This window comes from Opitutus sp. ER46 (genome assembly GCF_003054705.1).
GTDB lineage: Bacteria > Verrucomicrobiota > Verrucomicrobiia > Opitutales > Opitutaceae > ER46.
The window spans coordinates 379,160-391,075 of sequence record NZ_QAYX01000019.1; the positions used below are offsets into that span (position 1 = coordinate 379,160).

Here is an 11,916-nt window from a genome sequence, read left to right on the forward strand (position 1 = left end):
GGAGGGCCGCTCAGAGGAGCCCGAGCTTCTGTCGCTTCCGGTAGAGCGTGGCCGGATCGATGCCGAGCGTGCGTGCCGCCTCCTCCAGATTCCTGGAGATGGCAAGAAGGCGGCGGATGTGTTCGGCTTCGAGGGCATCGATTGTCACTCGCGCACCGACCGCGATCCCGGGTTCCGGTTTCGACCCGAACTCTTCGGGCAAATCGCACAGGTCGATCTGCTCGCCGGCACACAGAATCACCGCCCGCTCAACGACATTGCGCAGTTCGCGCAAATTGCCCGGCCACCGGTATCCAACGAACGCATTCAGCACCGCCGGGGTGAACCCGGTGACCTTCTTGCCCAGCCGCTCGGCGAAGAACTTCCGATAGCTCTCCGCAAACCGCGTCAGGTCCGCCGGCCGGTCGCGCAGCCCCGGGAGCAGCACGCTGATCACGTTGAGCCGGTAAAAGAGGTCTTCGCGAAAGCGCCCCGCCTTCACGTCCTCCGCCAGGTTGCGGTTGGTCGCCGCCACCACGCGGACGTTTGCCCGGCGCACTTTCGCCTCCCCGAGCCGCTCATACTCCCGCTCCTGCAGCAGGCGCAGCAGCTTCGGCTGGATCTCCAGCGGCATCTCCCCGATCTCGTCGAGGAACAAGGTTCCGCCGTCCGCCGCCGCCACCTTGCCCATCGTGTCCATCACCGCCCCGGTGAACGAGCCCTTCACGTGGCCGAACAGGTCGCTCTCGAGGAGTTCGCGGGAAAGACTGGGACAGCTTACGGTGACAAATGCAGCCTCGCGGCGCGCGCTGCGTTTGTGAATCTCGCGCGCGAGCACGCTCTTCCCGGTGCCGCTGGGCCCCAGGATCAGGATGTTCGCCGGCGTCTCGGCTGCCTTGAACGCGATCTCGAGCGCGTGCTGGGTCTGTGGCTCCGCGGACTCCAGGTCGACCGGCGGCGCCTCCGCGGCCAGTTCGCTTTCCAGCGTGCGCACGCGCGTCTCCAGGGCCCGGGTCTTCTCGATCTTCGCCAGGATCGTTCGAATCTGCTCCGGCGTGAACGGCTTGGGCACGAAGTCGAACGCCCCCCGCCGCATCGCCTCCACGGCCGTCGCGATGTTCGCATACGCCGTGAACATCACCACCGCCAGCGAGGGCTGCGCCTTCAGCATCTTGTCCAGCACCTCCAGCCCGTCCTCGGCCCCGAGTTTCAGGTCGAGGAAAGCCGCCTCGAACGTCTCGTCCTCCAGCGCTTTCAGGGCGCGCAGACCGTTGGGCGCTTCCGCCGCCTGATGGCCTGCCGTTTCGACCGCGATGCGCGTCGTGCGCCGGATGCCGGGTTCGTCGTCGACGATGAGAATTCGCATGGACTGTGGGGAAAGTGAGCGGTGGACGTCCGCGTAAGCCGAAAACAAGGCGGGGCCGCTTGCGCGACCCCGCCAGGTCCAGCTTCAACTTAACAATCCCGCAGGCTAAGCCCGCGCGAATTGTTGGCGGGATTGACCCGGGTGCTCGGGGGCGGTTCCAAGGCGGACGGAATTTTTTCAGATTTCAAAGGGAACGACGTTAGCGGCTGCGGCGGTGGGAGATATCCGCCTCGCCTGCGATCTAGCCACGATCCCGTCATACTGCCGGGGAAGTAGCCGATTTGATACGGCAAGTTCGCCGGAAACGTGCCAAGCGCCGTCGGGTCGAAGTAACTTGCCTTGCGGGCGGGCCCTTGGCGGATTACCTGCCCTCGCGGCTCGCCGGCGGCCCGAGCGCGGATCGTGCAAATGTCCCCGACCCACCCCCGGGACCTCGCGTTTTGCACGAATCGCCCCCGGACGCCGCAGGGTACGTGATTCCTTTTCTCCTGGCTCCTTCATGAAATCGTCCGCCCCCATGACGCCTGCGGCTCCCACCGGCGCCGCCAAACTGAGCGACCTCGAAATCAAAGACGCCCACCTGATCTTCGGATCCGTGTGGCGCGATCTGGAGGAGGACTACGGCCGCGAGAATCTCCGCTTCCCAAAGGAGATCATCCTGCTGGGGGGCGCCCCCGGCGCCGGCAAGGGCACCAACACCGCTTTCATCACGCGCACGCGCGGCCTCACCTGCCCGCCCGTCGTCGTCAGCTCCCTGCTCGACTCCCCTGAGGCCAAGGCGATCAAGGACTCCGGCAACATGGTCGGCGACCGCGAGGTCGTGCGCCTCGTTTATCGCCACCTGCTGCGCCCCGAATACCACGACGGCGTCATCCTCGACGGCTTCCCCCGCACCAACGTCCAGGTCGAGTGCTTCAAGATGCTCGTCGACAAGATGCACCAGCTGCGGCGCGAGTTTTACGCCACGCCGCTGTGCATGCATTTCCGGCTACCGACGATCCACATCATGGTCCTTTTCGTGGACGAAAAGACCTCCGTGGAGCGCCAGCTGAAACGCGGCCGCGAGGTCCAGCAGTACAACGAGGAGGTCCGGCGCACCGGCATCGGTGAACTGCTCGAGGAGCGGCCCACCGATTACGACCAGCAACTCGCCCAGCGGCGCTACCGCGTGTTCAAGGAGCAGACGTGGGATGCGCTGCAGTCCCTGAAGGAGATTTTCCACTACCACTTCATCAACGCCCAGGGCGCGATCGACGAGGTGGAGCAGAACATTCTCCACGAGCTTGAATACCAGAGCACGCTCGAGCTCGACCCGCGTACCGTCGACTGCCTCCGCAACGTGCCTGTCGCCAGCGAACTCGCCGTCCATGCCCGCCAGGAGCTGGTGAAGCGGCTCGACAGCTACGAGTTTGGCCAGCCGGAACTCTTCCGTCAGGTCGTCGCCTTCATCAGCCGCAAGATCATCCCGGTCGTCCAGCGGCACGCGATTTCCGGCGCCGCCCAGGTCAACACCGAGGACCCGCTGCTCACCGATCCAACCGCGCTGGCCATGCTGATCGACGTCTTCTCCGAGCGTGGCTTCCACGCCGTCGTCGACATCCACCGCATCGAGGTACCCGAGAAGTTCGACCTGCAGACCGGCGCCATCACCTGCCGCGTCAAGAAGGTCTTCCGCATCCAGATCAAGTTCCCGGGCTGCGAAATTCGCCGCGGCTGACCGTGGGGCCGCCCGGCGCGCCCGTGTTTCGCCCGGGCGCCCGCCGGACTCAACCCGTCTGCTCGGACCGCGGCCGGATCGCCAGGACCAGCGCGACCGAGAGCAGTGCCACGCCGGCGAACACGCCGAAGATCAGGTTCAAGGGCATGTGCCGGTCGCGCAGCGCCCCAAACGCCCAGTCGCCGAACCCGCCGCAGCTGATGCTGACGAGGTTCATGATGCCATAGCCGGTGGCGCGCCATTCCGGTCGCGCGATCTGGCAGAGGATGGGCATGTTGTTGCAGTCGAAAAAGCCCCACCCGATGCCAAACACGATCAACCCCACGATCGCGAGCGACAGCGTGCCGGCGTTGCCCACGCTAAACAGCGCCGGAAGGAACAGCGCCATGCCGAGGGCACTGGTGTAAATCCGGCCGCGCGCGTTCGTCCGCATCCAGCGATCCGCCAGGACGCCGCCGACGAGCGCCCCCACCATCGAGGCAATTTGCACGTAGAGGATCGCACTGACCCCAGCCTTGCCCTGCCCGAGGTGAAACTTCTCGCGCAGGATGTCCGGCATCCAGTCGCGCACCACCCAGCCCGCGATCGCGGGCAGCGTGAAATACAGGACCAGCAGCAGGAAATTTCGGTTGCCGAGCAGCCCCCGCAACACGCCTTCCGTCGGGCGTGAGGTGGCGGCGGCACCAGGAGTCGCCGTGGCGGGCGGCGGGTTGCGCAGCGCCAGCAGCAGCGGCACCGCATACACCACGCCGATCATGCCCAGCATCGTGAAGGCCCAGCGCCAGCCATGCTCCGGCGAATCCGCGATGTACCCGGCAAAGCCGCCCAGAATCTGCCCAATGTAGATGCCCGTCTGATGCACGCCGACCGCCCGCGAACGGGTCAACCCGGGATGGTATTCGGCGATCATCGCCAGTGCCGCGGGAATGTAGAAGGCCTCACTGATGCCCATCAGGGCGCGCGCCAGCATCAGTTCATGGAAGCTTGTCACGTGCCCCGTCCACCATGTCACCGCCGACCACACAAAGAGGCTGCCCGCGATCACGTGCCGGCGGCTGAAGCGATCCGCGATGTAGCCGCCGAAGGGACTCAGGATCGCGTAGGTCCACTTGAAACACCCGAGCACCAGCCCCCAGTCGGCGCGGTTCGCGATGCTGGGAATGTCGCCCACCATCGACGCCTTCATCGTGGCCAGCATCTGCCGGTCGAGGTAGTTCAGGAGCGCAACCGGGAACAGGATCGCGACCACGAACCAGGCGTAGTTGAGGCGGCTGGGGGTGTTTTCAGGCGGCATCTCAGGGGAGGTTGATCAACCCGGCCGCCGACTTCGACTCCCAACCTAGGCTGGAAGCGTCGGCGCACGGAAAGCAGAGCAGGGGAAAGAGGGGGCGGGGCAAACGCGAGAACACGCGGAAACAGGCTGCATCCCGGCGCGCGGTGTTTCCTCCGCGCGAGCCGGCAGGCGCGGCGGACGTTGGTGTCCGCCGCAATCGATTACGCTGCCGCCGGGCGGGCCGAGGCGGTGAAGCCGCCGAGCGTGAGCTCGTGCTGCCGGAAGAGCGCGCGCAGTTCCGCGACGATCTTCGTGTGCAACTGCTGCGACGCCGGCGAGATCACTTCCTTGGGCACGCCAGGATCGAACCCGCGCGCCTCAATCCCCGCCGCCACGTTGATCGGGAAGGTAAGCTGATCGATGATGCGGCCCACCTCGACCATCGCCTGCGCGATCGTCGCATGCTCGCCGGGCTGCCCCCGGCGGCAGATGCGCTCGAGTGCCACCATCCACTCCGGGACGAGATTCACCAGGCCGCCAATGCAGCCGGCCGCCCCGAGCGCAAACACCTCCGGCAGCCGCGTGTCCGCTCCCGACATCACCACGAACCGCTTCTCGCGCCCCAGGGCGATCAGCTCGCGGTGATACGCGAACTCTCCGCCGCTCTGCTTGATGCCGATCATCGGGGCGCGGTCGGCAAACGCGGCGATCGTCTCGAGGCCGATGCGTTTGCCGGTGAGTTCCGGGAAGTTGTACAGCATCACCGGCAGCTCGACCCGCTCCGCCACATGGAGGAAGTAGGCCAGCATGTCCGCCGGCGAAATCGGATAGAAGCTCGGCGGCATCAGCGCCACCGCAGGGGCGCCGACGCTTTTCGCAAAGCGCCCGAGTTCCACCGCCACGCCCGGGCGCAGGTCGCTGATGTTGACCATGACGGGCAGCGGCGCCGCCAATTCGACCAGCGTGCTGATCGCATGCTGCCGCTGCGCCGGCGAGAAATGCGGAAATTCACCCGTACTGCCCAGCGCGAGCACCCCCGCGATGCCTGCCGTCCGCTCAAACGCGAGATGCCGCGCGAGCAGTTCGCGGTCGAGCTGACCGTGGGAATCGGTCGGCAGCCACTGAGCACTGAAAACACCGGAGAGTTCGAAGGCCATTGTAAGGTCGGCGGGTACAGGAGAGGCACCGGAAGACCCCGGCACAGCCCTGCCTGCGGCCCGATCGGCGGTTTTAGCTAAATGGATTTAGCAACTCGTCAACCGTTTTCCCCTGAACCAGCTTTCCCGGGCGCCTGGATCGACGCAATGTACTATTCATAAATAACTTCCAAACCTTACGATGTTCATTCCATGGTTTGGAACCATCGGCATCACGCCACCCCCGTTTGCCACTCCGTCCACCTCCCTTCAGTTCCCTCAATCCCTCATTCCCTCACTCCCTCACTTCCTTTCATGCCCTTCACCACCATCAACCCGGCCACCGAACGGCGGATCGCCGTGTATCCAACGCACACTGCAGCCGATGTCGCGCGGCGGCTCGATCGCGCCGCGGCCGCCCAACGGAGATGGCGCAAGCCAAGCCCGGCTGAGCGCGCGACGCCCGTGCGGGAGCTCGGCCGCGTCCTGCGTCAACGCGCCACCGCGCTCGCCCACCTTGCCACGGAGGAAATGGGCAAACCCGTCACACAAGCCGTGGCCGAGGTGGAGAAGTGCGCCGCGCTGTGCGACTACTATGCCGCCCAGGGCCCTGCCCTGCTGCTCGACCAGCACCCGCCCGGCGCTCCCGCTCGCAGCCGCGTCGCGTTCGAACCTCTCGGCGTCCTCCTGGCGATCATGCCATGGAATTTCCCTTTCTGGCAGGTGATGCGCGCCGCCGTCCCTGCGCTGCTTGCCGGCAACGCCGTCCTTCTGAAGCACGCCCCCAATGTTCCGGGCTGTGCCCTCGCGATCGAAGCTCTGTTCCAGCACGCCGGCTTCCCTCCCGCCGTCTTCCAGACGCTCCTGGTGGACACCCGCGTCACCAGCCGGCTCATCGGTGATGCCCGTGTCACCGGCGTCACGCTCACCGGTAGCACGCACGCCGGTCGTGCCGTCGCCGCCCTCGCCGGCGCCGCCCTCACGCCCGCCGTGCTCGAACTCGGCGGCAGCGATCCGATCGTCGTCCTTGATGACGCCGACCTCGACGCCGCCGCCGAGCTCGCCGCCGAGTCCCGTCTCCTCAACTCCGGCCAGAGCTGCATCTGCGGCAAACGGATCATCGTCCTGCGCTCCGTCCGCCGCGCATTTGAGTCTCGGCTCGTCGCGCGCGTCGCCGCGCGGCGCGTCGGCGACCCCACCGATCCGGCCAACGCCGTCGGTCCGCTCGCCCGCGCCGACCTGCGCGAGACACTCGAAGCCCAGGTACGGCGCAGCCTGCGCCGTGGGGCCAAGCCGCTCCTGGCCGGCGGCGCCCGCTCGGGCCGCGGCTTCTTCTACGATCCAACCATCCTTACCGGCGTGACTCCGGGTATGGCCGTGTTCGACGAAGAAACCTTCGGTCCCGTCGCCGCCGTCGTCCCCGCCCGCCACGAGGCCGAAGCCATCCGCCTCGCCAACGCCACGTCCTTCGGGCTCGGTGCCGTCCTTGTCACCCGCGATCCCGACCGCGCCCGGCGTCTAGCGCCGCAACTCGAGGCTGGCTGCGTCTTCGTCAACAAACTTGTCCGCTCCTCGCCCGAACTCCCGTTCGGCGGCATCAAGCAAAGCGGCTTCGGCCGCGAGCTCGGCGCCTGGGGCGCACATGCGTTCACCAACATCAAGACCGTCGTCGGCGCCTGATCCTCCGCGCAACCCCAGGTTACATTCCGGTGTCAGCCCGGCATAATCGTCGTCATCCCACGCCTTCTCGCTAACGTCTTCCGGTCCCGCTCATGGCCACGCGTCCTTCGTCCCGCTCCCCGCGTCGCGTTCACCGCACGCCGGCAAAGTCACGCCGGAGCGCCGCCGCGTCGCCTGCGCCCGAGCTGCCCGCCCACCCCACCTCACCCGTCTATTTCAACCGCGAACTCTCCTGGCTCGCTTTCAACCGCCGCGTCCTGGAACAGGCCCAAAGCGAACGGCATCCGCTCCTCGAACGCGTCCGCTTCCTCGCCATCGTTTCCAACAACCTCGACGAGTTCTTCGAGATCCGCGTCGCCGGCCTCATCCAGCAGACCGAGTCCGGCATCATGGAGCCCGGCCCCGACGGGCTCGATCCGCGCGAGCAGCTGCAACGCATCCGCGCGCTCGTCGACGCCCTCCTGGAGGACCTCTACCGTTGCTGGCGCAACCAGCTCATGCCCGCCCTCGAGGCCCAGGGCATCCAGTTCCGCACCGGCGGCGACCTCTCCGCCCGCGAGCTCGCCTGGGCTCGCGCCTATTTTCAGGAACAGATCTATCCCGTCCTCACCCCGCTTGCCCTCGACCAGGCGCACCCGTTTCCCCAGATCGGCAACAAGACGCTCAACGTCATCGTCTCGCTCGAGAACCCCACCGCCCGGCCGCCGACGGTCTCCGTCGCCCTCCTGCCCGTCCCGCGCATCCTCCCCCAGCTGATCCCGCTGCCCGCCACCCGCCGCGGCCCGCTGCGCGTCATCTTCATCAGCGAGATCATCAAGCTCCACGCCGGCGAATTGTTCCCCGGCTACCGCGTCCGCGGCGCCTACACGTTCCGGATCACGCGCAACAGTGACCTCTACATCGACGAGGAGGAGGCGGCCAACCTGCTCAAGAAGATCGAGGAGGAGCTCCGCAACCTCCGCCGCGGCGCCGCCGTCCGCCTCGAGGTCGAGGAGCACATGGACCCGTTCCTCTTCGACACGCTCTGCAGCCATCTCGAGCTCCCGCGGGAATACGCCTTCCGCATCAAGGGCCCGCTCAGTCCGCTGCGGCTGCAGTCGCTCGCCGACATCGACCGGCCCGACCTGAAGTACCCGCCCTTTACGCCGGTGAACATCTCGCCCCTGCGCGATCCGACGCGGATCTTCGAGACCCTTCGCGCCACCGACGTCCTGCTTCATCACCCGTACGATTCCTTCGCGCCCGTGGTGGATTTCGTCGAGCAGGCCGCGCGCGACCCCAAGGTCGTTGCCATCAAGCAGACGTTCTACCGCACCAGCGGCGACTCTCCGCTCGTGCGCGCCCTCATCGAGGCTTCCCAGAACGGCAAGCAGGTCACCGCCCTCGTGGAGCTCAAGGCCCGCTTCGACGAGGCCAACAACATCCAGTGGGCCCGCCAGCTCGAGGAGGCGGGCGTCCACGTCGTGTACGGCCTCGTCGGCCACAAGACCCACTGCAAGATGTGTCTGATCGTCCGCCGCGAGGGCCGGAAGATGATGCACTACGTGCACCTGGGCACGGGGAACTACAATCCGCGCACCGCCCGCATCTACACTGATCTCAGCTTCTTCACCGCCCGCAGCCACCTCACCCGCGATGTCGCGCGCGTGTTTAACACGCTCACCGGCTTCGGCCGCTCGCCGCACTTCCGCCACCTGCTCGTCGCGCCGTTCGACCTCCACACCCGCCTCAACCGTTTCATCGCCCGCGAGTCCCGCAACGCCGCCGCCGGCCGGCCCGCGCGGATCATCGCCAAAATGAACTCCCTGGTGGATCCCGAGACCATCAACGCCCTGTACAAGGCGTCCCAGGCCGGCGTGGAAATCGATCTCATCGTCCGCGGCACCTGCTGTCTCGTCCCCGGCATTCCCCATCTCAGCGAGCACATCCGAGTCCGCAGCATCGTCGGCCGGTTCCTCGAGCATGCGCGGGCCTTCTACTTCGAGAACCACGGCGGCGAACCGCTCATCCTCGCCGGCAGCGCCGATTGGATGCCACGCAACTTCTTCCGCCGCGTCGAGGTGCTCTTCCCGCTCGAGGATCCACGCCTGCGGCGCTGGGTCGTCGAGGAACTGCTGCTCACCGAACTTCGGGACACCGCCAACGCCCGCATCCTCCTGGCCAACGGAAGCTACGTCGCGCCATCGCGCGCCCCCAACGCCAAGCCGCTCTCCGCCCACGCCCACTTCATGGCCTCCGCCCTCGGTCGCGCCCGCGCGTAGCGTTCCCGCCACGCCGGCCCGGCCGCCTCTCCGGCGTTGCGCGAGGTCCGTCCCGCCGGCAGAAAGGCGCGATGACCAGCGAACCGGCGGTCCCCGCGCCCTATCAAGATCGGAAGACGGCCCTCATTGTCTTCGGCGTTTTTGAACTGCTCCTCGCCCTTCTGCTTGCCGCGATTACACTCCTGAGCGTTGTCACCCTGCTCGCGGTCCGCGCCAAGTCCGCCGGCGGACCGACCGTCGCCCTCTGGTCGGTCCTCGTGCTCGCCGGCATGGCCGTCGCCGCCGCCTGGCTCGGCATCGGCACAATCCTCGCCCGCCGCTGGGCCCGTGCCCTCAATCTCTGCCTCGGCTGGATCTGGCTCGTCTGCGGTCTCCTCGGCAGCCTCTCGCTCGTTTGGATCCTTCCCGAATTTGACCGTTCGATGCGGCTCACCGCCGCGCAGAGCGGACAGCACCTCACCGAGGGCATGATGCTCGCCATGAAGTCGTCGATGATCGGCATGGTCCTCGTCATGTATGTCGTCATCCCAAGCGCGCTCGTCCTGTTCTTCCGCGCTGAGAACGTCCGCCGCACCTGCGAGGCCCGCGACCCTGTCCGCCGCTGGACCGACGCCTGCCCGCTCCGCGTGCTCGGGCTCGTCCTGTTGTTCGGCGTCGGCACGCTGAGTGTGGCCCTGCTCTCGCCGCTCTATGGCCGGGCGCTGCCGGTCTTTGGTCACGTGCTTTCCGGTACTCCCGCCATCCTCGTGCTCCTCGCGTTCGCCGCCCTCTCCGCCTGGATCGCTTGCGGTCTCTATCGCCTGAAACGCTCCGCCTACTTCACCGCCCTCGGCGTGGTCCTGCTGGGCGGCCTCAACACGTTCATTTCGTTCTACGGCTCCAACCTCATCGCGTATTACGAGAAGCTTGGGCTCGGCCGCGATGAACTCCGCGCGATCGAGTCTTCCGCCGCCTCCAGCGCCGCCGTCGCATGGCTCGGCGCCTTCGGCTGCTTCGTGCTCCTCTGCTATCTCGCGTGGCTCCATCCGGTTTTCGGCGCCGCGAAAACCGAAAAGTAAGGACGTTGAGCGGGCCGGAACCAACGGGCTGCCATCAGGAAGGGCGCTTCGTCCGGATTCCTTGTTCCGCGGTAAATATTCTGCGTTTGCCTTCACTCCAGTTCCTGAGAGGGCTGCGGCATGAACCGCCGCGAATTCCTATTCACCGCTGCCGCTGCCAGCGCTGTTCCCGCCCTCGCCTCCGCCGCCAGCACTCCCGCCCCCACCCCTGCGACCGCGGCGAAATCCGGCCCCCTCGTGCGCACGCCGGTGAGTCTCATGGCGCCCCGCGTCGATGGGTTCGAGGCGGTCTGGGGCGTCAACGAGCTCTGCCTCGGCCGGATTGAGTACGAAGACGCCGCGGGCCGCCGTCACGTCGCCGCCGCCAACAGCTTCGGTTTCACTCCGCAGCACGACAGCGTCCTGCGCGTCCGCGTCGATCGCCTGCAGCCCGGCCAAAGCTACCGCGTCCGCGCCATCACCGTGTCCGGCGAGGACGGACGCACCGAGACGAGCGCGTGGAAGACGTTCCGCACCCTCGACGCCTCCGCCGCCACCACCCACTTCGTCGCCTGGAACGACACCCACATCCACAACGACACCATCCAGCGGCTCGACGACCTCACCCCCGCCGCCGACTTCCTCCTGTGGAATGGCGACACCTGCAACAATTGGACCGCCTCCGACCTCCTGGTGCCCACGCTCCTGCACCCCGGCGGTCGCGACATCACCGCCCGACGCCCGCTCCTGTTCAACTGGGGCAACCACGATTCGCGCGGCAAGTTCGGCTATCTCACCGCCTCCATCGTGCCCACGCCCGCCGGCCGCCCGTTCTGCGCCTTCCGCACCGGCCCGGTCGCCTGCATCATGCTGCACAGCGGCGAGGACAAGCCCGACAACCACCCAACCTTCAAGGGTCGCGCCGCCTTCGAAACGCTCCTCGCCGAGGAGGCCGAGTGGCTCCGCGCCGCCATCCGGCAGCCGGGCATCGCCGACGCCCCCTATCGCGTCGTTTGCTGCCACATGCCGCTGCGCTGGATCGAGGAGGTCCCGGCCGACTACGCCAACAAGGGCTACGACCACTTCTGCGCCCGCGGCCGCCCCCTCTGGCACGACTCCCTCGTCGCCTGGAAGACCCAGCTCGTCATCTCCGGCCACACCCACCGCTCCGAGGCGATCCCCGCCACGCCCGACTTCCCCTACGCCCAGCTCACGGGCGGTGGCCCCAACCTGGAACAGGCCACCTGGATCGACGTCGACGCCAACGCCGCCCGCCTCCGTGTCGTCGCCCATCGCGTCGCCGGCGGCATCGCCCACGAACTCACCTTCCCGCCGCTCTGAGATCCGCAGAGCGGAGGAAGGCTGAACGCTGAAGCACTGGAGGCTGAAACCGGACCGACGGAGTCAGGTCCGCCCTCCTGCAATCACTCTTTCCTCGGCGGCGGCGTCCTCTGTTCTCAGCCTTCA

At 67.1% G+C, this 11,916-nt stretch carries 8 protein-coding genes; 5 read left to right on the forward strand and 3 right to left on the reverse strand.

The features are described 5' to 3' along the window. Positions 1-10: 10 nt before the first annotated feature. Positions 11-1,345 (reverse strand): sigma-54 dependent transcriptional regulator, encoded by a 1,335-nt coding sequence (locus DB354_RS06630; protein ID WP_107834653.1) that lies wholly within the window; start codon positions 1,343-1,345, stop codon positions 11-13. Between the two features lie 499 nt (positions 1,346-1,844). Between DB354_RS06630 and DB354_RS06635 the strand changes: the two genes are divergently transcribed. Then, entirely contained in the window at positions 1,845-3,062 is a 1,218-nt protein-coding gene (locus DB354_RS06635) for a nucleoside monophosphate kinase (RefSeq protein WP_107834654.1), read from the forward strand. 49 nt (positions 3,063-3,111) lie between these two features. On the opposite strand, the gene DB354_RS06640 is transcribed toward DB354_RS06635, so the two are convergent. Further along, complete coding sequence (locus DB354_RS06640; protein WP_107834655.1) at positions 3,112-4,356, reverse strand: MFS transporter; 1,245 nt, start codon at positions 4,354-4,356, stop codon at positions 3,112-3,114. A gap of 200 nt (positions 4,357-4,556) precedes the next feature. After that, positions 4,557-5,492 carry a dihydrodipicolinate synthase family protein gene (locus DB354_RS06645; RefSeq protein ID WP_107834656.1) on the reverse strand — a complete coding sequence of 312 codons (936 nt, stop codon included), beginning with the start codon at positions 5,490-5,492 and terminating at the stop codon, positions 4,557-4,559. Between the two features lie 294 nt (positions 5,493-5,786). Between DB354_RS06645 and DB354_RS06650 the strand changes: the two genes are divergently transcribed. The 4 genes from DB354_RS06650 to DB354_RS06665 all read left to right on the forward strand — a co-directional run bounded on the left by DB354_RS06650 (position 5,787) and on the right by DB354_RS06665 (position 11,790). Next, the gene (locus DB354_RS06650) at positions 5,787-7,151 is read left to right on the forward strand and encodes an aldehyde dehydrogenase family protein (RefSeq protein ID WP_107834657.1); all 1,365 of its coding nucleotides are present in this window, start codon (positions 5,787-5,789) and stop codon (positions 7,149-7,151) included. 92 nt (positions 7,152-7,243) lie between these two features. Further along, positions 7,244-9,412 carry a polyphosphate kinase 1 gene (gene ppk1 / locus DB354_RS06655; protein ID WP_107834658.1) on the forward strand — a complete coding sequence of 723 codons (2,169 nt, stop codon included), beginning with the start codon at positions 7,244-7,246 and terminating at the stop codon, positions 9,410-9,412. Between the two features lie 71 nt (positions 9,413-9,483). Continuing rightward, the gene (locus DB354_RS06660; RefSeq protein ID WP_107834659.1) at positions 9,484-10,470 is read left to right on the forward strand and encodes a hypothetical protein; all 987 of its coding nucleotides are present in this window, start codon (positions 9,484-9,486) and stop codon (positions 10,468-10,470) included. 120 nt (positions 10,471-10,590) lie between these two features. Continuing rightward, positions 10,591-11,790: a metallophosphoesterase gene (locus DB354_RS06665; protein WP_107834660.1), complete on the forward strand. Its 1,200-nt coding sequence runs from the start codon at positions 10,591-10,593 to the stop codon at positions 11,788-11,790. Positions 11,791-11,916: the final 126 nt, after the last annotated feature.

Bases quoted from the DNA above. Each gene is read 5' to 3' on its own strand.
- DB354_RS06630 (WP_107834653.1), bottom strand. From the start codon at position 1,345: ATGCGAATTCTCATCGTCGACGACGAACCCGGCATCCGGCGCACGACG.
- DB354_RS06635 (WP_107834654.1), top strand. From the start codon at position 1,845: ATGAAATCGTCCGCCCCCATGACGCCTGCGGCTCCCACCGGCGCCGCC.
- DB354_RS06640 (WP_107834655.1), bottom strand. From the start codon at position 4,356: ATGCCGCCTGAAAACACCCCCAGCCGCCTCAACTACGCCTGGTTCGTG.
- DB354_RS06645 (WP_107834656.1), bottom strand. From the start codon at position 5,492: ATGGCCTTCGAACTCTCCGGTGTTTTCAGTGCTCAGTGGCTGCCGACC.
- DB354_RS06650 (WP_107834657.1), top strand. From the start codon at position 5,787: ATGCCCTTCACCACCATCAACCCGGCCACCGAACGGCGGATCGCCGTG.
- ppk1 (WP_107834658.1), top strand. From the start codon at position 7,244: ATGGCCACGCGTCCTTCGTCCCGCTCCCCGCGTCGCGTTCACCGCACG.
- DB354_RS06660 (WP_107834659.1), top strand. From the start codon at position 9,484: ATGACCAGCGAACCGGCGGTCCCCGCGCCCTATCAAGATCGGAAGACG.
- DB354_RS06665 (WP_107834660.1), top strand. From the start codon at position 10,591: ATGAACCGCCGCGAATTCCTATTCACCGCTGCCGCTGCCAGCGCTGTT.